The organism is Ornithinicoccus sp. (assembly GCF_057176825.1).
In genome coordinates, this window is record NZ_CM169976.1 from 2,454,378 (window position 1) to 2,473,136 (window position 18,759).

Annotated in this window: 20 protein-coding genes; 14 read left to right on the plus strand and 6 right to left on the minus strand. The window is 71.2% G+C overall.

Annotation, left to right across the window (positions count from 1 at the left end):
* Window positions 1-14 precede the first annotated feature (14 nt).
* Entirely contained in the window at window positions 15-794 is a 780-nt protein-coding gene (locus AC1QRC_RS12155) for an ABC transporter permease (RefSeq protein WP_484203559.1), read from the minus strand.
* Window positions 791-1,495, minus strand: coding sequence for an ABC transporter ATP-binding protein (locus AC1QRC_RS12160; RefSeq protein ID WP_484203560.1), 705 nt, complete (start codon window positions 1,493-1,495; stop codon window positions 791-793). The genes AC1QRC_RS12155 and AC1QRC_RS12160 overlap by 4 nt, the downstream gene beginning before the upstream one ends.
* A 125-nt stretch (window positions 1,496-1,620) precedes the next feature.
* On the opposite strand from AC1QRC_RS12160, the gene AC1QRC_RS12165 reads away from it, so the two are divergent.
* The 9 genes from AC1QRC_RS12165 to AC1QRC_RS12205 are packed head-to-tail and all read left to right on the plus strand — an operon-like array spanning window position 1,621 to window position 8,950.
* Window positions 1,621-2,367 carry a helix-turn-helix transcriptional regulator gene (locus AC1QRC_RS12165; RefSeq protein WP_484203561.1) on the plus strand — a complete coding sequence of 249 codons (747 nt, stop codon included), beginning with the start codon at window positions 1,621-1,623 and terminating at the stop codon, window positions 2,365-2,367.
* Window positions 2,364-3,785 (plus strand): Fe-S cluster assembly protein SufB, encoded by a 1,422-nt coding sequence (gene sufB, locus AC1QRC_RS12170; protein ID WP_484203562.1) that lies wholly within the window; start codon window positions 2,364-2,366, stop codon window positions 3,783-3,785. The genes AC1QRC_RS12165 and sufB overlap by 4 nt, the downstream gene beginning before the upstream one ends.
* Window positions 3,785-5,011 (plus strand): Fe-S cluster assembly protein SufD, encoded by a 1,227-nt coding sequence (sufD, locus tag AC1QRC_RS12175; protein ID WP_484203563.1) that lies wholly within the window; start codon window positions 3,785-3,787, stop codon window positions 5,009-5,011. The genes sufB and sufD overlap by 1 nt, the downstream gene beginning before the upstream one ends.
* Window positions 5,008-5,343 (plus strand): non-heme iron oxygenase ferredoxin subunit, encoded by a 336-nt coding sequence (locus AC1QRC_RS12180; RefSeq protein ID WP_484203564.1) that lies wholly within the window; start codon window positions 5,008-5,010, stop codon window positions 5,341-5,343. Before sufD ends, AC1QRC_RS12180 begins: the two co-directional genes overlap by 4 nt.
* A 46-nt stretch (window positions 5,344-5,389) precedes the next feature.
* Window positions 5,390-6,148, plus strand: coding sequence for a Fe-S cluster assembly ATPase SufC (gene sufC, locus AC1QRC_RS12185; RefSeq protein WP_484203565.1), 759 nt, complete (start codon window positions 5,390-5,392; stop codon window positions 6,146-6,148).
* A 3-nt stretch (window positions 6,149-6,151) separates the two neighbouring features.
* A complete protein-coding gene (locus AC1QRC_RS12190) occupies window positions 6,152-7,465 on the plus strand; it encodes a SufS family cysteine desulfurase (RefSeq protein WP_484203566.1) in 1,314 nt (437 codons plus the stop codon).
* On the plus strand, window positions 7,465-7,926 hold the full coding sequence (gene sufU / locus AC1QRC_RS12195; RefSeq protein WP_484203567.1) for a Fe-S cluster assembly sulfur transfer protein SufU: 462 nt from the start codon (window positions 7,465-7,467) through the stop codon (window positions 7,924-7,926). The genes AC1QRC_RS12190 and sufU overlap by 1 nt, the downstream gene beginning before the upstream one ends.
* 31 nt (window positions 7,927-7,957) lie before the next feature.
* Window positions 7,958-8,284: a metal-sulfur cluster assembly factor gene (locus AC1QRC_RS12200; protein ID WP_484203568.1), complete on the plus strand. Its 327-nt coding sequence runs from the start codon at window positions 7,958-7,960 to the stop codon at window positions 8,282-8,284.
* Window positions 8,285-8,326: 42 nt separating this feature from the next.
* Entirely contained in the window at window positions 8,327-8,950 is a 624-nt protein-coding gene (locus tag AC1QRC_RS12205) for an acVLRF1 family peptidyl-tRNA hydrolase (protein ID WP_484203569.1), read from the plus strand.
* Window positions 8,951-8,996: 46 nt separating this feature from the next.
* On the opposite strand, the gene ypfJ is transcribed toward AC1QRC_RS12205, so the two are convergent.
* Entirely contained in the window at window positions 8,997-9,917 is a 921-nt protein-coding gene (ypfJ, locus tag AC1QRC_RS12210; RefSeq protein ID WP_484203570.1) for a KPN_02809 family neutral zinc metallopeptidase, read from the minus strand.
* Between the two features lie 124 nt (window positions 9,918-10,041).
* Between ypfJ and AC1QRC_RS12215 the strand changes: the two genes are divergently transcribed.
* Together AC1QRC_RS12215 and AC1QRC_RS12220 are read left to right on the plus strand one after the other, a co-directional pair.
* Window positions 10,042-11,640, plus strand: coding sequence for an ABC-F family ATP-binding cassette domain-containing protein (locus tag AC1QRC_RS12215; RefSeq protein ID WP_484203571.1), 1,599 nt, complete (start codon window positions 10,042-10,044; stop codon window positions 11,638-11,640).
* An 84-nt stretch (window positions 11,641-11,724) separates the two neighbouring features.
* Window positions 11,725-13,605, plus strand: a complete 1,881-nt coding sequence (locus AC1QRC_RS12220; RefSeq protein ID WP_484203572.1) for an ABC transporter ATP-binding protein — start codon at window positions 11,725-11,727, stop codon at window positions 13,603-13,605.
* A 12-nt stretch (window positions 13,606-13,617) separates the two neighbouring features.
* Here AC1QRC_RS12220 and AC1QRC_RS12225 read toward each other — a convergent pair whose 3' ends face one another.
* The 3 genes from AC1QRC_RS12225 to AC1QRC_RS12235 are packed head-to-tail and all read right to left on the minus strand — an operon-like array spanning window position 13,618 to window position 14,957.
* Window positions 13,618-14,436 carry an SURF1 family cytochrome oxidase biogenesis protein gene (locus tag AC1QRC_RS12225; protein ID WP_484203573.1) on the minus strand — a complete coding sequence of 273 codons (819 nt, stop codon included), beginning with the start codon at window positions 14,434-14,436 and terminating at the stop codon, window positions 13,618-13,620.
* A gap of 3 nt (window positions 14,437-14,439) precedes the next feature.
* Window positions 14,440-14,667: a hypothetical protein gene (locus AC1QRC_RS12230; RefSeq protein ID WP_484203574.1), complete on the minus strand. Its 228-nt coding sequence runs from the start codon at window positions 14,665-14,667 to the stop codon at window positions 14,440-14,442.
* Window positions 14,667-14,957: a DUF3099 domain-containing protein gene (locus tag AC1QRC_RS12235; RefSeq protein ID WP_484203575.1), complete on the minus strand. Its 291-nt coding sequence runs from the start codon at window positions 14,955-14,957 to the stop codon at window positions 14,667-14,669. Before AC1QRC_RS12235 ends, AC1QRC_RS12230 begins: the two co-directional genes overlap by 1 nt.
* Before the next feature lie 29 nt (window positions 14,958-14,986).
* Between AC1QRC_RS12235 and AC1QRC_RS12240 the strand changes: the two genes are divergently transcribed.
* From AC1QRC_RS12240 to AC1QRC_RS12250, 3 genes are read left to right on the plus strand one after another with little or no spacing between them, the layout of a single operon-like run.
* Window positions 14,987-15,718 carry a beta-ketoacyl-ACP reductase gene (locus AC1QRC_RS12240; RefSeq protein WP_484203576.1) on the plus strand — a complete coding sequence of 244 codons (732 nt, stop codon included), beginning with the start codon at window positions 14,987-14,989 and terminating at the stop codon, window positions 15,716-15,718.
* A 30-nt stretch (window positions 15,719-15,748) separates the two neighbouring features.
* Window positions 15,749-16,504 (plus strand): enoyl-ACP reductase FabI, encoded by a 756-nt coding sequence (gene fabI / locus AC1QRC_RS12245; RefSeq protein ID WP_484203577.1) that lies wholly within the window; start codon window positions 15,749-15,751, stop codon window positions 16,502-16,504.
* Window positions 16,505-18,745 carry a tetratricopeptide repeat protein gene (locus AC1QRC_RS12250; protein ID WP_484203578.1) on the plus strand — a complete coding sequence of 747 codons (2,241 nt, stop codon included), beginning with the start codon at window positions 16,505-16,507 and terminating at the stop codon, window positions 18,743-18,745.
* Window positions 18,746-18,759 lie beyond the last annotated feature (14 nt).

Here is an 18,759-nt window from a genome sequence, read left to right on the forward strand (position 1 = left end):
TCCGTCAGGATAGGTCAGTCGCTCCAGCGCAACACACGGGTCACCAGCGCCGCCGCGGCGGCCGCCCAGACCGCCAGGACCAGGACGGCGACGAGGTCGAGCCGGCCCTCCACCAGGGCGGCACGCATCCCGTCCCCGAGCGCGCCGGAGGGAAGGAGTCGGGCGAGGCCCGGGAGCGGTCCCGGCAGCTGCTCCGTCGGCACGAGGACGCCACCACCGGCCACCAGCAGGATCCAGACGAGGTTCGCCAGGGCGAGCACCCCCTCGGCTCGCAGGGTGCCGCCGAGCAGCAGCGCCAGGGCGGCGAAGCACGCGGTGCCGAGCAGCCCGAGGACCACGGCCAGCGGGACCCCGAGCGGGTCAGGACGCCAGCCCAGGGCCAGCGCCACCGTGCCGAGCACGAGCACCTGCACCGCGAGGACCACCAGGACCGAGATCGCCTTCCCCGCCAGCAGGCCGGACCGTCCGAGCGGGGTCGTGCCCAGCAGGCGGAGTACTCCGTAGCGGCGTTCGAACGCGAGCAGGATCGCCTGGCCGGTGAACGCGGTCGAGAGGATGGCCATGGCGGCCACACCGGCGGTGACCACGTCGATGCGACGGCCCTCGCCCAGGTCCGGGGTCGAGCTGATGGCCAGGCCGACGAGCGCCAGGAGCGGCAGCGCGACCGAGACCAGGAGCTGTTCGCCGTGGCGGAGCAGGCCCAGGGCCTCGAAGCGCGCCTGGGCCAGCACGCGCTGGTGCGAGGTCGCGGGACCGGCGTGGTCGGAGCGTGCGGTGTCGGCGCCCGCGCTCATCCCGTGCCCTCCAACTCGGTCAGCGCGAAGTAGGCGTCCTCGAGGGTCCCGGCACCTGCCACCTCGGCCACGCTCCCCTCGGCGACGGCGCGGCCCGAGGTGACGACCACGACACGGTCGGCGAGGCGGCCTGCCTCCTCGAAGGAGTGGGTGGTCACCAGGACGGTGACCCCGTCCTCGGCGGCGCGACGGACCAGGGCCCACACGTCGCGCCGCACGTGCGGGTCGAGCCCGGCCGTCGGCTCGTCCAGGAAGAGCACGTCCGGCCGGCCGACCAGGGCTGCCGCGAGGGCGACCCGTTGGCGCTGCCCACCGGAGAGCCGGCGGATCGTGGTGCCGGCGAATTCGGGGATGCGCAGGGTCTCGGCGAGGTCGGCGACGTCGGCCGGCCGCGAGTAGAACGAGGCGAGGTGCTGCAGCAGCGCCATCGGTCGCACCTGCTGGGGGAGCCCCCCGTCCTGGAGCATGACGCCGACCCGGGACCGGTGTGCGGCGTCCGCCCGCCAGGGATCGCGACCCAGCACCTCGACCCGGCCGGAGTCGGCCTGCTGCAGGCCCTCGGCGATCTCGACCGACGTCGTCTTGCCGGCGCCGTTCGGGCCCAGCAGCGTGGTGACCTGGCCGGGTTCGGCCGTCCACGACATACCGTCGAGGGCACGCACCGCACCGAAGTGGCGCGTCACCTCGTGCAAGCGGATCACGAGGGGTCACTGTAGGCGACCGACGGGCAACCGCAGGCACCGGATCGGCCCACACGATGCCCGTGAGGTTAGGCTTCCCTGGCTTTGTGGCAGGTCAGCAAATAGGTCACACTGATCTTGTGTTTATGGCCGACGGTGCTGCCGAGTCCCGGACCAGGGACCGCGTCCGTCGTGCGATCGGTGAACAGGGCCCCGTGTCGGCCCGCGATCTTGCCAAGGTTCTCGGGCTGACCCCCGCCGCCGTGCGGCGCCACCTCGACGCGTTGTGCGAGGCCGGGATGATCGCCGAGCACGAGGCCGTCCGACCGGCCGGCACCCGAGGTCGGGGCCGTCCGGCCCGCAGTTTCGTGCTCACCGACGTGGGCCAGGAGCAGTTCGAGACCACCTACGACGGCATCGCCACCGCCGCGCTGCGCTTCCTGGGCACGCACGCGGGGGAGGATGCCGTTGCCGCGTTCGCCGAGGAGCAGATCGCCGAGCTCGAGGAGCGGCTCGTCGCGGCGGTGGAGGCCGCCGGGGACGACGTCGCGGCGCGCACCGAGGCGTTGGCCGGCGCACTGTCGGCCGAGGGCTTCGCAGCCAGCACCCGCCCCGTGGGGCAGGGAACAGGATTGACCGGCCTACAGTTGTGCCAAGGGCACTGCCCGGTGCGCAACGTGGCCACCGAGTTCCGCCAGATCTGTGACGCGGAGACCGAAGCGTTCTCCCGCCTGCTGGGCGTGCACGTGCAGCGCCTGGCCACGCTCGCTGGCGGCGAGCACGTCTGCACCACATTCGTCCCCACCGGCGCGCTGGCACACGCCCAGTCCGCTGGTCCCGTCCAGGAGCCACCGGCCACCGACTCGACTCACGAAGGAAGGTCCTCGCGATGAGCACCAACATTGAAGAGCTGAACCCAGGTCTGAAGGACCTGGGCCGATACGAGTACGGCTGGGCCGACAGTGATGTCGCCGGCGCCACCGCCCGCCGCGGCCTCAGCGAGGACGTGGTGACCGAGATCTCGGCGCTGAAGAACGAGCCGGAGTGGATGCTCAAGGAGCGCCTCAAGGGACTGCGTCTCTTTGAGAAGAAGCCGATGCCGACCTGGGGTTCGGACCTGTCCGACATCGAGTTCGACAACATCAAGTACTTCGTCCGTTCGACCGAGAAGCAGGCGACCACCTGGGACGAGCTCCCCGAGGACATCAAGAACACCTACGACCGGCTGGGCATCCCCGAGGCCGAGAAGCAGCGGCTTATCGCCGGCGTAGCCGCGCAGTACGAGTCCGAGGTGGTCTACCACCAGATCCGCGAGGACCTGGAGGAGAAGGGCGTGCTCTTCCTCGACACCGACACGGCACTGCGCGAGCACGAGGACCTCTTCCGGGAGTACTTCGGCTCGGTCATCCCCGTCGGTGACAACAAGTTCGCCGCGCTCAATACCTCCGTGTGGAGTGGCGGCAGCTTCATCTACGTGCCGCCGGGCGTCCACGTGGACATCCCGCTGCAGGCCTACTTCCGGATCAACACCGAGAACATGGGTCAGTTCGAGCGGACCCTGATCATCGCCGACGAGGGCTCCTCGGTGCACTACGTCGAGGGCTGCACCGCCCCGATCTACCAGTCCGACAGCCTGCACTCGGCCGTCGTGGAGATCGTGGTGAAGAAGAACGCCCACGTGCGCTACACGACGATCCAGAACTGGTCGAACAACGTGTACAACCTGGTCACCAAGCGCGCCACCTGCGCCGAGGGCGCCACCATGGAGTGGATCGACGGCAACATCGGGTCCAAGGTCACCATGAAGTACCCGGCCGTCTACCTGCTCGGCGAGCACTCCAAGGGCGAGACCCTGTCCGTCGCCTTCGCCGGCGAGGGCCAGCACCAGGACGCCGGCGCCAAGATGGTGCACGCCGCCCCGCACACCTCCTCGACGATCGTGTCCAAGTCGGTCGCCCGCGGTGGCGGTCGGACCTCCTACCGGGGCCTGGTGCAGGTCCTCGCGGGCGCGGCCCACAGCAAGTCGAGCGTCGTGTGCGACGCGTTGCTGGTCGACCAGATCTCCCGGTCCGACACCTACCCCTACGTCGACGTCCGCGAGGACGACGTCCAGATGGGTCACGAGGCCACCGTCTCCAAGGTGTCCGAGGACCAGATGTTCTACCTGATGTCCCGCGGGATGTCCGAGACCGAGGCCATGGCCATGATCGTGCGCGGGTTCGTCGAGCCCATCGCCCGTGAGCTGCCGATGGAGTACGCCCTCGAGCTGAACCGCCTGATCGAGCTGCAGATGGAAGGAGCCGTCGGCTGATGACCCTGGTCACCGACACCACAACCCCGTCCTCCGGGACGGACCACACTGACCCGCAGTCCCAGGTGGGGCGGGTCCCGGACGAGTCGCGGGCAGCCCGGACCCGTTCCTTCGACGTGGCCGAGTTCCCCGTCCCGAGTGGTCGCGAGGAGGAGTGGCGATTCACTCCTGTCGACCGGCTCGGCGGTGTGTTCGCCGACGAGGCCACCGACGACCGTCCCGGTGACAACGCCGCGGACTTCGACGTGCAGGCCCCCGCGGACGTGACCGTGGGCACCCTGGCCCAGGGCCAGGCCCCCCGCGGCAGCGTCCTGGTCCCCGAGGACCGCGGCGCCGCCGTCGCCTCGGCGAACACGGCAGAGGCGCTGCACCTGGCGGTTGCTGCGGACGCCGAGGTCGCCGAGCCGGTGCGGGTCGCCGTGCACGGCAACGGCGCGGGCCGCCGCAGCAACGCCCACTACGTCCTGGAGACCGGGGCGCACAGCAAGGCGCTGGTCGTGCTGGACCACACCGGCAGCGCCGACCACACCGGCAACCTCGAGGTCGTCGTCGGCGATGGATCCGACCTGACGGTCGTCAGCCTGCAGCGCTGGGAGGACGACGCGGTGCACCTGGGCCAGCACGAGGCCCGGGTCGGACGCGACGCCACCTACAAGCACATCGCGGTCACCCTCGGTGGCGCGATCGTGCGGGTGAACAGCAACGTCAGCTACGCGGGCAACGGCGGTGACGCCACCCTGCTGGGTGTCTACTTCGCCGACGCCGGGCAGCACCTGGAGCACCGCTCCTTCATCGACCACAACGCGCCGCGGTGCGACTCCCTGGTCACCTACAAGGGTGCCCTGCAGGGGGAGACCGCGCGGACCGTGTGGGTCGGTGACGTGCTGATCCGCAAGGAGGCCGAGGGGATCAACACCTACGAGCTGAACCGCAACCTGGTCCTCACCGACGGCGCCCGCGCCGACTCGGTGCCGAACCTGGAGATTGAGACCGGCGACATCGCCGGCGCCGGTCACGCCAGCTCCACCGGCCGGTTCGACGACGAGCAACTGTTCTACCTGATGTCCCGCGGGATCGACGAGACCGAGGCACGGCGCCTGGTGGTGCGCGGCTTCTTCGCCGACATCATCGCCAAGATCGGCGTGCCCGAGGTGGTCGACACCCTGATGACGGCCATCGAGGAGGAGCTCGCCAAGGACATGGGCAGCCAGGAACAGCCTGCATGAGCGCCGTGCCCGAGGACCAGGGATACGTGCGGGTGTGCACGTTGGCGGACCTGCCGGAGACCGGCGCCGTGCGCGCCGACTTCGACGGCCGCATGGTGACGATCGCGAGGGACTCCCACGGGAGCGTCCACGCCTTCGACGACACCTGCACCCACGAGAACATCTCCCTGTCCGAGGGCGAGGTGGAGGACTCCACCATCGAGTGCTGGTTGCACGGCTCCCGGTTCGACATGGTCACCGGCCGCGCGCTCAGCCTGCCGGCGACTCAACCGGTCGTCGTGCACACCGTCAAGATCCAGGGCGACGACGTCTACGTCGCCATCAACGACTGAAGACCTGCCGCGACACGGCATACCGACACACGAGGACGAAGAAGACATGACCACTCTTGAGATCCGTGACCTGCACGTCAGCGTCGAGACCGAGGCCGGCCCCAAGCCGATCCTCAAGGGCGTCGACCTGACCGTGCACTCCGGTGAGACCCACGCCCTGATGGGCCCCAACGGCTCGGGCAAGTCCACGCTGGCCTACTCGATCGCCGGCCACCCCAAGTACACCGTGACCAGCGGCACCGTCACCCTCGACGGTGAGGACGTGCTGGAGATGGGGGTCGACGAGCGCGCCCAGGCCGGGTTGTTCCTGGCCATGCAGTACCCCGTCGAGGTGCCCGGCGTGACCGTCTCCAACTTCCTGCGGTCGGCCAAGACCGCGATCGACGGCGAGGCCCCCAAGTTGCGCACCTGGGTCAAGGACGTCAAGGGCGCCATGGAGCAGCTGCGCATGGACACCACGTTCGCCGAGCGCAACGTCAACGAGGGCTTCTCCGGTGGTGAGAAGAAGCGGCACGAGATCCTGCAGATGGAGCTCCTGCAGCCCAAGATCGCCATCCTGGACGAGACCGACTCCGGCCTGGACGTCGACGCGCTCAAGGTCGTGTCCGAGGGCGTGAACCGGGTCAAGGAGACCACCGGGCTGGGCGTCATGCTGATCACCCACTACACCCGGATCCTGCGCTACATCCAGGCCGACTACGTGCACGTCTTCATCGAGGGCCGGATCGCCGAGTCCGGTGGCCGCGAGCTGGCCGACCGTCTTGAGGAAGAGGGCTACGACCGCTACCAGACGGTGCAGGCCTGAGCAGTGACGGCCTTCACGGATGTGGAGTTGGCCCGGATCCGGGCCGACTTCCCCATCCTGTCCCGGACGGTCCGTGACGGTCGCCCGCTGGTCTACCTGGACAGCGGCGCGACCTCACAGAAGCCGTTGTGCGTCCTGGACGCCGAGCGGGAGTACTACCTGACGCACAACGCCGCGGTGCACCGCGGGGCGCACCAGCTCGCGGAGGAGGCCACCGACGCCTTCGAGCAGGCCCGGGCGACGGTCGCCGGCTTCATCGGTGGACGGCCCGAGGAGGTCGTCTTCACCAAGAACGGCACCGAGGCCATCAATCTGGTGGCCTATGCGATGAGCAACGCCGGGGCGCCGGGGGCCATCGAGGGGGCAGACCCCGAGGTGGCGGCCCGGCTCCGGCTGGGACCGGGTGACGAGATCGTGGTCACCGAGATGGAGCACCACGCCAACCTGGTGCCCTGGCAGGAGTTGGCACGCCGGACGGGGGCGACCCTGCGCTGGATCGGGTTCGCCGACGACGGCACCCTGCTGGACCCCACGGAGGTGATCGGCCCGCGCACCAAGGTGCTGGCCTTCACCCACGTGTCCAACGTGCTCGGCACGGTGAACGACGTCGCCGCCCTGGTGGCGGCGGCCCGTGCCGTGGGAGCGCTGACGGTGCTGGACGCCTGCCAGTCCGTCCCGCACCTGCCCGTGGACGTTCGGGCCTTCGGCCCGGGCGGAGTGGACAACGGTCCTGATTTCGTAGTCTTCACGGGGCACAAGGTGCTCGGCCCCTCGGGCGTGGGGGTGCTCTGGGGACGACCCGAACTGCTGGCGGCGATGCCGCCGTTCCTGACGGGCGGCTCCATGATCGAGCTGGTCCGGATGGAGGGGTCGACCTACGCCCCGCCGCCGCAACGGTTCGAGGCCGGGGTGCCGATGACGGCCCAGGCCGTGGGGCTGGCGGCGGCGTGTGACTACCTCGCCGAGCTCGGGATGGAGCGGGTCGCCCAGCACGACCGTGACCTCACGGCATACACCCTTGAGCGCCTGGCCGAGCGGGCGTGGGTCCGCCCCATCGGTCCGACCGACCCGGCGCTGCGGGCCGGCGCGGTGGCCTTCACCGTGGACGGGGTGCACCCGCACGACGTGGGCCAGATCCTGGACGAGCACGGCATCGCCGTGCGGACCGGTCACCACTGCGCGTGGCCGCTGCACCGGCGGCTGGGGATCCCGGCCACGACCCGCGCCAGCTTCCACGTCTACAGCACGACCGCGGACGTCGACGCTTTCGTCGCCGCGCTTGACCGGGTCCCCGAGGTCTTCGGGGTGAGCGCCTGATGGAGCTGTATGCCGAGCTGATCCTCGAGCACTCCAAGCGCCCCCAGCACGCGGGCCTGCGGGAGCCGTACGCCGCCGAGGTGCACCACATCAACCCGACCTGCGGCGACGAGGTGACCCTGCGCGTCACGCTGGACGGCGACACCGTGCGCGACGTCTCCTACGACGCCGTGGGGTGCGCCATCTCGATCGCCTCCACCTCGGTGCTCGCCGAGGAGACCATCGGCCACAGCGTCGAGGAGGCGCTGGCCACCTACCGCGCGATGCGGGCGATGCTGACCAGCAAGGGCCAGGACGCCGGTGACCCCGAGGAGATCGGGGACGGCGTCGCGTTCGCCGGCGTCGCCAGCTACCCGGCCCGGGTCAAGTGCGCCCTGCTGGGGTGGTCCGCCTTCACCGATGCCCTCACCCGGGCGGGCGTGCCGGAGGCCACCGCCGTGACCGCCGACGTGAGACCCTGAGAGCAGTAGTACCTCGTCCTGAGGAGGAGCGATGAGCCAGACCGCAACCCCGCCCAACGTCGCGGATGTCGAGGAGGCGATGCGTGACGTCGTGGACCCCGAGCTCGGGATCAACGTCGTCGACCTCGGCCTGGTCTACGGGGTGACCGTGGACGCCCAGTCGCACGCGGTCATCGACATGACCCTGACCAGCGCGGCCTGCCCGCTGACCGACGTCATCGAGGAACAGACCGACCAGGCGCTCGAGGGGCTGGTCAGCGGCTACCGGATCAACTGGGTCTGGATGCCGCCGTGGGGTCCGGACAAGATCACCCCCGAGGGTCGCGAGCAGTTGCGCGCCCTCGGCTTCAACGTCTGAGCCCTGGACCGCTCGGAGGGGGCACCGCCCCGGCTCATCGAGGTGGACCAGCACCGCCTGGGACGGTGGGTCGACGGGTTCGCCGACCGGCACGGCCCGTTGCGCTGGCCCGACGACGACGTGAGCGCGGACGGGACTCCGACGCTGCGGCTCGTGGCCGCCGACGGCTCAGTCGCCGACCTTGAGACCTGGCCCGTCGAGGGCGCGGTCCCCGTGCCCGTGAATCGGCGCGGGTTGGTCGGGTGGGGCGCCCCGCCGGCGCGGCTCGCGCTGGTGCTCGTCCGCAGGGGAGGGTATGCCGTGGGGTCGGCCGAGGGGGACCGGCTCACCGACCACAAGTGCGGCACCCGCTACGTGCAGTCGCGGACCGCCGCGGGCGGATGGTCCCAGCAACGGTTCTCTCGCCGGCGGGGCAATCAGGCCGATGCCCTGGCCGCCACCGTCGCGGGCCTCGCGGCCGACCGGGTGCTGCGTCCCCGTCCCGGCGGCCTGGTCGTGGGGGGCGACCGGGCGCTGGTGCGGCAGGTGCTGGGCGAGCCGCGACTCGCCCCCCTGTCGGCCCTGCCACGGCGAGAACTCTATGACATCCCCGACCCGCGGCTCAGCGTGCTGGAGACCGCGCTGCGCCGAGGGCGAGCGGTGCGGATCCGGCTGCGCGAGGCCTGACCCCGGTGGCCTGTCCCCGGCCCGAGGTGCTGGGCCCGCCCGCTGCTCAGCCCAGGTCGTCGGTCCCGAAGGTATCGCACGTGTTGGGGTCACCGGACTCATAGCCGGTCATGAACCAGTGCTGCCGCTGTGCAGACGATCCGTGCGTCCAGTTCTCGGGGGTCACCCGGCCCTGGGCCTGCTCCTGGATCCGGTCGTCACCCACCGCCTCCGCGGCCGAGAGGGCCGAGTTGATCTGGTCCCGGGTCACCGGCTCCAGCATGGCTTCCGACTCCGAGCCGGTCCGGGTGCCGTCGGCGTGCGCCACCCACACCCCGGCGAAGCAGTCGGCCTGCAGCTCGACCCGGACCGCCCCGGACTCCGGCCCCTGCGGGTCCTGCTGGGCCCGGGAGAGGGCACCGGTGTGGTTCTGCACGTGGTGCCCGTACTCGTGGGCGACGACGTACATCTGCGCCAGGGCGCCGCCGTCGGCACCCATCGCCTCCAACTGCTCGAAGAAGCTGACGTCGATGTAGATCTGTTGGTCGAGCGGGCAATAGAACGGGCCGACCTGGCTGTTGGCGGTGCCGCACCCGGTGTCGACGACGCCGGAGAACAGGATCGTCCGGGTCGGCTGGTAGCCCTCGAGGGCTCCGCGCCAGTACTGCTGGACGCTGTTGACCGTGCCGATCATCCGGCAGTCCGTGTGCTCATTGGCGTCCGCCCCCGTCTGGCAGTGCGAGAAGTCCTCCGTCGCGCCCTCCTGGGCGTCGGAGACCTGCATGGGGCTGTAGTTCCACGGCGAGCCGCTGCTGCCCGTGCCGCCACCCCCGTCCCCGCCCAGGCCCTGCAGCAGCATGTAGAGGATCACCAGCAGCAGGCCACCGACGCCACCACCCACGGCGATGCCCCCGCCGCCGCGGCCGCCTCCCCGGCCGCCCCCGCCGACCTGGGACGTGTCCAGCCGGGCATTCTCCTTGAACGTCATCCTGCCTCCGTGAGGTCTCGTCCGCGGCACCGGCGCCCCGGAAAGGTTGCGACAGCATCCTCCTGTCCCGCGTAGACTAGTCAAACGACCCGTTCTGGACACGATGTTGAGGAGTTGCGTTTCGGTGATCGTGGCGACGGGTGTGGAACTTCGCGCGGGCTCGCGCCTGCTGATGGAGGACGTGAACTTCCGGGTGGGGCCGGGTGACCGGGTGGGTCTGGTCGGCCGCAACGGCGCGGGAAAGACCACCCTGACCAAGGTGCTGGCGGGGGAGGCGCTGCCCGCCGCAGGAGGGGTGACCCGGTCCGGTGAGGTCGGCTACCTGCCGCAGGACCCGCGCACCGGGGACCTTCAGGTGCTCGCCCGGGACCGGATCCTGTCGGCCAGGGGGCTGGACGGCATCCTGCGGGACCTGCGCCAGGCCGAGGCGACGATGGCCAGCGGTGAGGACACCGTCCGGGAGAAGGCGATGAACCGGTACGCCCGGCTGGACGCGGAGTTCACCGCGCGGGGTGGGTACGCCGCCGAGTCCGAGGCCGCCACGATCGCCTCGAGCCTGGGCCTTCCGGACCGGGTGCTGGGGCAGCCGCTGCAGACCCTCTCCGGTGGACAGCGACGCCGGGTGGAGCTGGCCAGGATCCTGTTCTCCGGCGCCGGCACGCTGCTGCTGGACGAGCCGACCAACCACCTGGACGCCGACTCCATCGTCTGGCTGCGGGATTACCTGCGGACCTACCCCGGCGCGTTGTTGGTGATCTCGCACGACGTCGCGCTGATCGAGACCATCGTCAACCGGGTCTTCCACCTGGACGCCAACCGGGCCGAGATCGACCAGTACAACATGGGGTGGAGGCAGTACCTCACGCAGCGGGAGACCGACGAGCGCCGCCGCAAGCGGGAGCGGGTCAATGCCGAGAAGAAGGCCGGGGCCCTGCTCGCCCAGGCCGACAAGATGCGTGCCAAGGCGACGAAGGCGGTCGCCGCACAGAACATGGCGCGCCGGGCCGAGCGGCTGCTGGCCTCCGTCGAGGGGGATCGGGCGCAGGACCGCGTTGCCAAACTGCGCTTCCCGACCCCGGCGTCCTGCGGCCGGACCCCCCTCACCGCCCAGGGGCTGTCCCGCTCCTACGGGTCGCTGGAGGTGTTCACCGACGTCGACCTGGCCATCGACCGTGGCTCCAAGGTGGTCGTGTTGGGGCTCAACGGGGCCGGCAAGACGACGCTGCTGCGGATCCTGGCCGGGTTGGACGACCCGGACACCGGCGAGGTGACCCCCGGCCACGGGCTCAAGCTGGGCTACTACGCCCAGGAGCACGAGACCCTCGACGTGGAGCGGACCGTCCTGGAGAACATGAAGTCGGCCGCTCCGGACCTCGGGGAGACCGAGACCCGCAAGGTGCTCGGGTCGTTCCTGTTCTCCGGCGACGACGTGGAGAAGTCCGCCGGCGTGCTGTCCGGCGGAGAGAAGACCCGGCTGGCGCTTGCCATCCTGGTGGTGTCGGCCGCCAACGTGCTGCTGCTGGACGAGCCCACCAACAACCTGGACCCGGCCAGCCGCGAGGAGGTGCTGGCTGCGCTGCGGTCCTACGCCGGGGCCGTCGTCCTCGTCAGCCACGACGAGGGGGCGGTCGCGGCACTGGAGCCCGAGCGGGTGCTGCTGCTCCCGGACGGGGTGGAGGACCACTGGGGTCCGGACTACCTGGACCTGATCGCCCTCGCCTGAGATGCGTGGTGCGACCTCTCGGCTCCGGAATGGCACACCCCTGATCGGGGTTGGTAGGGCAGTGGCCGGCGAGAGGAGGACTCCGTGACGCTGGGGCGCGGGCCGGGGGCGACAGTCCGGGGCTTCACCAAGGACCGCACGGTGACCGAGCACCGGCTGCAGCCGGGCACGGTCCGGCGCGTGTCGGCATACGGCCGTGCCTTCCTGCCCCAGATCACGGTGTTCCTGGTGCTCACCGTGCTGGGGGCCGCCCTGATCACGGCCGTGCCGCTGGTGCTGCGCGCGATCATCGACGACGGGGTGGTCCCCGGCAACCGGGGACTGGTGATGGTGCTCGGTGGGGTCGTCGCGGTCCTCGCCATGCTGGAGGCGCTGCTCACGGTGGCGACCCGTCTGTATTCCGCGCGGATCGGCGAGGGGTTGATCCTGGACCTGCGCACCGAGGTCTTCGCCCATGTGCTGCGCCAGCCCATCGCGTTCTTCACCCGGGCCCAGACCGGCGCGCTGGTCAACCGGCTGAACACCGACGTCATCGGGGCCCAGCAGGCGTTCACCAGCATCCTGTCGGGGCTGGTCAGCAACCTGGTCGCGCTCGCGCTGACGCTCGCCGTCCTGATGACGATGTCCTGGCAGATCACGCTGTTGGCGTTGCTGCTGCTGCCGGTCTTCCTGGTCCCCGCGAAGCTGATGGGGGACCGGCTCTCCGCGCTCACCCGCCGGCAGATGAACCTCAACGCCGACCTGGCCACCCGGATGACCGAGCGGTTCAACGTGGCGGGGGCACTGCTGGTGCGGCTGTTCGGCCGCCCGGAGCAGGAGAACAGGGAGTATGCCGAGCGCGCGGCGGGGGTGCGTGATGCCGGCGTCTCGATCGCGCTGAACCGGGCGGTCTTCACGGCCGGTCTGGCGCTGGTGGCCTCGCTGGCGACGGCGCTCGTCTACGGCATGGGCGGCCTGATGGCGGTGGCCGGCGAGCTCTCGGTGGGGACGCTGGTCGCGATGGCCGCACTGATCGGGCGGGTCTATGGCCCGTTGACCGCGCTGTCCAACGCACGCGTGGACGTGATGACTGCGCTGGTCTCCTTCGAGCGCATTTTCGAGGTGCTCGACCTGGCGCCGCTGGTCACGCAGGCTGCCGAGCCGCGGGACATCCCGGACGGGCCCGTGGGGATCGAGCTGAAGGGCGTGACCTTCGCCTACCCCCGGGCCGAGGAGGTCTCCGTCGCCTCGCTGGAGCAACGGCCCGGTGTGGAGCACGAGGACGGTCGCGCGGTGCTGCAGGAGGTCACCGCGCGGATCGAGCCCGGTCAGATGGTCGCCCTCGTGGGCCCCAGCGGCGCCGGCAAGACCACGCTCACCAGCCTGGTGTCCCGCCTCTACGATCCCGTCGAGGGGACGGTGCGCGTCGGAGGTGTGGACCTCCGGGAGGTCCGGATGAGCTCGCTGCGCGAGACCGTGGGAGTGGTGACCCAGGAGGCCCACCTGTTCAACGACAGCATCCTGGCGAACCTGCTCTACGCCGACCCCGGCGCCTCCGAGGAGCAGGTGTGGGCGGCGTTGCGGGCTGCGCAGGTGGAGGACCTCGTGGCGGGGCTCCCGGACGGACTGGACACCGTCGTGGGCGACCGGGGCCACCGCCTCTCCGGCGGCGAGAAGCAACGCCTGGCCCTGGCCCGGTTGCTGCTGCGGTCGCCTCGGGTGGTCGTCCTCGACGAGGCGACCGCCCACCTGGACAGCGAGTCCGAGGCGGCCGTGCAACGTGCCCTGGAGACGGCGCTGCAGGGCAGGACGTCACTGGTGATCGCGCACCGCCTCTCCACCGTGCGGGACGCCGACCAGATCCTGGTGATCGACGGGGGACGGGTCGTCCAGCAGGGGAGCCACGAGCAGCTGCTCGCCGAGGGCGGGGTCTACCGGGTGCTCTACGAGACGCAGTTCCGGGAGGGCGGGACGGACTCCGACTGAGTGTCGACGGAGTCAGCCGTCCTCCTCGTCCCAGATGCGCACCTTCTTGGGCCGCGGCGGCCGCGCGGTCGCGTCCCGGGTCCAGTCGCCGTCCCCGCCGGCCGCCAGCGCGTCCAGGTGGTCGCGGCGCACGAAGACGTAGACCAGGACGAAGCCGACGGGCGAGGTGAGCCACCACTGGAGGGCGTAGGCGAAGTGCGGGCCGAGATCGGTGCGCGGGCTGGCCAGCGGCCTGGGACGCTCCGCCTCGGGATCCTCCTCGCCGAGCACCAGGTAGCCGCCCAGCAGCGTGGTGTCGTCGGGCATCGCGGCCTGCGCCTCGGGGACGTTGATGGAGGCGAGTTGGCCCTGCGGGAGGGAACGACCCAGGCTGGGCTCGCCGGGCCGCAGCCACCCCGTGACGGTGACCTGGTCCTCCGGTGGGGCTGGCACGTCGGGCAGGGTGGCCGCGTCCTCGGCGTTGGGCACCCACCCGCGGTTCACCAGGACGGCGGGGGAGCCGTCGTCGGGAGCCAGCGGCACCAGGACCTCGTAGCCGAAGGTGCCGTCGTAGGGCCGGTTGCGGACCATGAGCTGCTCGTCGGTCAGGTAGCGTCCCGCCACGCTCACCCGGGTCCACTCCTGCTCCTCGGTCAGGTCTCGGTCGGTGGTGAGGACGTCCTGGAGCGCCACGGGGGCGGCGTCGTAGTGCGCCTCCACCCGGTCCCGGTTGGCGACGCGCTCGACGTGCTTGGAGTACTGCCAGTTGCCGAGCAGGACCGCCGCGACGGCGAAGACCAGGGCGAGGACCAGCGCGCCGGCCCAGGCCCGGCTGAAGAGACGACGCAGCACCGCTCAGCCGTCCCCGGGACCCAGGTCCTCGACCGGCAGCACCTCGATCAGGAACCCGCGCAACGACAGGAACGCGGCAAGCGACTCCCGGTGCTCCCCGCAGGCCAGCCAGACCTTGCGGCGCTCGGGTCGGTGCACCGAGGGGTTGTTCCACACCACGCCGTATGCCGCGCGGTCACGACAGGCGCGCGCGCTGCAGACGAGCTCGTGGGCGGGTCCGGCGGCCGTCATCACTGCGCGGGCGGCAGGGATCGCAGGGGCGACTCCACCGGGCCCGCGGGCCTACGCCGCTGGTCGACCGCGTTGGCCAGCATCACGGCCAGGGACGGCATCACGACGGCGACGATGCCCAGGATCCACCCCGCCACCACCCAACCGCTGACCAGCGCCCAGACCGCGAGGGGGAAGCAGACGGTCCGGAAGGCCATCGCGACCAGGTAGGTGCGCATCCGCTTGCGACGGTCCTCCGCGGGAGAGGAGCCGACACTCGTGACGGACTGGGGGGAGTGAGACCTGCGCACCACTCCACGATACGACTACCGTGTGCGGTGTGAGCACCCAGCAGCCTGAAGACAATGCCCGGACGGTCCTGGTCACCGGCGGCAACCGCGGGATCGGCCTGTCGATCGCCCGCGAGTTCGCCGCCGCGGGGGACGAGGTCGTGATCACGCACCGCAGTGGTGAGCCACCGGAGGGGTTGCGCGGTGTGATCGCCGACGTGACCGACTCCGAGAGCGTCGACGCCGCCTTCACCGCCGCCGAGGAGATCTTCGGCCGTCCGGTCGAGGTCCTCGTGGCCAATGCGGGGATCACCAAGGACACCCTCTTGATGCGGATGAGCGACGAGGACTTCGGGGCCGTCGTGGACACCAACCTCACCGGGGCCTTCCGCTGCGCCCGGCGGGCCGCCAAGGGGATGATCCGGGCCCGGAACGGCAGGATCATCCTGATCTCCTCCGTGGTCGGCCTCTACGGGTCGCCCGGGCAGGCCAACTACGCCGCCTCCAAGTCGGCGCTGGTGGGGCTGGCCCGCTCCATCACCCGGGAGCTGGGCGGACGCAACATCACCGCCAACGTGGTGGCACCCGGCTACATCGACACGGAGATGACCGGGGAACTGCCCGAGGACCGCAAGAAGCAGTACCTCTCGGCCATCCCGGCGGGCCGCTTCGCCGCGCCCGAGGAGGTCGCGCGTGTGGTGCGGTTCCTGGCCGGTCCGGATGCGGCATACATCTCCGGTGCCGTGATCCCGGTCGACGGCGGCCTCGGCATGGGTCACTGACACGTGGGCCAACCCGACTATCCTTCCCCCATGCTCCTCGACGGCAAGAAGCTTCTCATCACCGGTGTCCTGATGGAATCCTCCATCGCCTTCCACGTGGCCAAGCTGGCCCAGGAACAGGGCGCGGAGGTGGTCCTGACCTCCTTCGGCCGGACCTTCCGGATCACCCAGTCCATCGCCAAGCGGCTGCCCCGACCCGCCCCGGTCGTCGAGCTCGACGTGGCGGACCAGGAGCACCTGGACACCCTCGCCGAGCGGGTGGGCGAGCACGTCGACCAGCTCGACGGGGTGCTGCACTCGATCGGTTTCGCCCCCCAGGGCGCGTTCAACTTCCTGGACGCCACGTGGGACGACGCCGCGACCGCGCTGCACGTGTCGGCCTACTCGCTCAAGGCGCTGGCCGTGGCGGCGTTGCCGCTGATGAAGGAGGGCGGGTCCGTCGTCGGGCTCACCCTGGACGCCAGTTACGCCTGGCCGGTCTACGACTGGATGGGGGTGGCCAAGGCCGCGTTCGAGTCCACCAGTCGCTACCTGGCGCGGGATCTGGGCCCGAAGGGCATCCGCTGCAACCTGGTGTCGGCGGGGCCGATCGCCACCACGGCCGCCAAGTCCATCCCGATGTTCGACCAGTTCGCCCGGTGGGGCGAGCACGCCCCGCTGGGCTGGGACATCAAGGACCCGGTGCCCGCGGCGCAGGCCTGCGCCGCGCTCCTGTCGGACTGGTTCCCCGCCACGACCGGTGAGATCGTGCACGTCGACGGCGGCTTCCACGCGATGGGCTTCTGAGTGTCCGAGCTGCACGAGGAGGGCACCGCCCCGGCCCCGGTCACGGTGCGCGAGGTCCGGCTGCTGGAGGGGCCCAACCTCTACTTCCCGCGCCCGACCGTCAAGGTCAGCATCGACGTCCCGGGCTACCAGGGCGCCAGCCGTGAGGTCGTCCAGGCCCTGGCGGACAGCCTGGGGCTGCGCCGGGTCGCGCCCGGCAAACCGCACACCGAGCAGCGGCACCGGTTCCTGGTGCGCCTGGTCAGCACCGTGGTGCGTCGGGTGGCCGAGGCCAGCGGGACCCGCCTGGGAGTCCGCGGTCGTCCTGCGGCCGACCTGGACAGCATTGTCGTGGCCTTCCCGTGGCGGCACCGCGGCCGGGCCACGGCGATGGGGGAGTCGCTGGAGCCCGCGCTGACCCGGCTGCTCGCGGGGGACCCACCCGAGGACGCGGTCGCGGAGGCTGTCGCCGCCGTCACGGAGGCGGAACCGGGGGAGCGCCCGACCCTGGTCCGACCCCGCATCCCGGTCGTCTCGGTCACCGGCACCAACGGCAAGACCTCCACCACCCGGCTGCTCGCCCACATGGCCATGACCTGTGGCAATCGGACCGGCTGGAGCTCGACCGAGGGCGTCTTCATCCAGGGCGACCAGGTGGTCGCGGGTGACTACTCCGGCCCCTCGGGCGGGCGGCACGTGCTGAGTGACCGCAGCGTCGAGGTGGGCATTCTGGAGACCGCCCGCGGCGGCTTGCTGCTCAAGGGCATGGGGGTGGCGCACAACAACGTCTCGGTCGTCACCAACGTCACGGCTGACCACCTGGGCACCCAGGGGATCGACACCGTCGACCAGCTGGCCGAGGTCAAGAGCATCATCACCCGGGTCACCCGCAAGGACGGCTGGGTCGTGCTGAACGGTGACGACCCCCGGGTCCGGTCGATGGCCAGCACCGCCAGCGGGCGGATCTGGATGTTCAGCCTGCACCCGGACTCGCCGGCCCTGCGCGAGACCCTGGACCGCGGCGGGCGCGGCATCACCATCCTTGAGGGTGCCATCGTCATCCTGCGCCGGGACGCCGACCCCGACCGGCTGATCCGAATCCTGGACGTCCCGATGACCCTGTCGGGACTCAGCGAGCACAACATCGCCAACACCCTGGCCGCGACCGCCGCGGGGCTGGGCATCGGGTTGCCCCGCGAGGGCGTCGTGGAGGCGCTGCGCACCTTCACCCCCGACCTGCAGCACAACCCCGGCCGGATGAACGTGTGGACCATCCCGGTGCCCGGCGGAGGCGAGGGCACCGTCATCGTCGACCTGGCGCACAACGAGGCTGGCCTGGAAGCACTGTTCGACGTTGCGGAGGGCCTGCGTCCCCCCGGCTCCAGGATCCACCTGGGGCTGGGCGGGGTCGGGGACCGGACCGACGAGATCCTGGGCGGCCTCGGGGAGATCGCCGGCCGGCGGGCTGACCGCGTGCAGATCACCCACAAGGGGCACTACCTGCGGGGCCGCTCCCTGGAGAACCTGGAGGAGCAGTTCGTCCGCGGGCTGGCCTCGGTCGGCGCGGTCGCCAGCGGATCCTCGGCCACGGAGGTCGAGGGCCTGGCGGCGATGGTCGAGTCGATGACCGACGGCGACGTGGTCGCCCTGATGTGCCACGCCGAGCGCGGCGCCGTCGTCGCGTGGCTGGAGGAGCACGGGGCGACCCCCGACGGCGGTCGTGCCATCCGCAAGAAGGTCGTGGCCGCCCGCGGGGAGCACGAGCTGGAGGCGGTGCTCAACGCGATCGGGGAGCGTCCCGCGGCCGAGCGGATCGAGGCCACCCGCACGCTGCTCGACCAGGCCCCCGGCGACCCGAGGTTGGTCTACGAGCTGGCCTCCGCCCTCGACAACGCGGGCGAGGAGAGCCAGGCCGTGGCGCACTACCGGAAGGCGCTGGCCGACGGGCTGCGGGAGCCGCACCGGTTCCGCGCCCAGGTGGGGCTGGCGTCCTCGCTGCGCAACCTGGACCAGCGGGCTGAGGCCGCCGACCTGCTGGAGGAACTGGCCGCCATCCGCCCCGACAGTGCGGTCGTGGTGGTGCTGCAGTCGCTGGTCGACGCGGACGAGGACCGTCCCCGCGTGGGCGTGGCCCGGCTCGTGGAGTACGTCATGCAGCACTCCACCGGGGCCGACGACAGCGGATACCGCCGGGCGATGCGCAACTACGCCCAGGAGCTGGAGCGGTTCACCGCGCAGCTGCGCGGCGAAGAGACGCCGTAGCGCCGGGCTCAGCC

Coding starts and splice junctions, on each gene's coding strand:
- AC1QRC_RS12155 (WP_484203559.1), bottom strand. CDS start 794: ATGAGCGCGGGCGCCGACACCGCACGCTCCGACCACGCCGGTCCCGCG.
- AC1QRC_RS12165 (WP_484203561.1), top strand. CDS start 1,621: ATGGCCGACGGTGCTGCCGAGTCCCGGACCAGGGACCGCGTCCGTCGT.
- sufB (WP_484203562.1), top strand. CDS start 2,364: ATGAGCACCAACATTGAAGAGCTGAACCCAGGTCTGAAGGACCTGGGC.
- sufD (WP_484203563.1), top strand. CDS start 3,785: ATGACCCTGGTCACCGACACCACAACCCCGTCCTCCGGGACGGACCAC.
- AC1QRC_RS12180 (WP_484203564.1), top strand. CDS start 5,008: ATGAGCGCCGTGCCCGAGGACCAGGGATACGTGCGGGTGTGCACGTTG.
- sufC (WP_484203565.1), top strand. CDS start 5,390: ATGACCACTCTTGAGATCCGTGACCTGCACGTCAGCGTCGAGACCGAG.
- sufU (WP_484203567.1), top strand. CDS start 7,465: ATGGAGCTGTATGCCGAGCTGATCCTCGAGCACTCCAAGCGCCCCCAG.
- AC1QRC_RS12200 (WP_484203568.1), top strand. CDS start 7,958: ATGAGCCAGACCGCAACCCCGCCCAACGTCGCGGATGTCGAGGAGGCG.
- ypfJ (WP_484203570.1), bottom strand. CDS start 9,917: ATGACGTTCAAGGAGAATGCCCGGCTGGACACGTCCCAGGTCGGCGGG.
- AC1QRC_RS12230 (WP_484203574.1), bottom strand. CDS start 14,667: ATGACGGCCGCCGGACCCGCCCACGAGCTCGTCTGCAGCGCGCGCGCC.
- fabI (WP_484203577.1), top strand. CDS start 15,749: ATGCTCCTCGACGGCAAGAAGCTTCTCATCACCGGTGTCCTGATGGAA.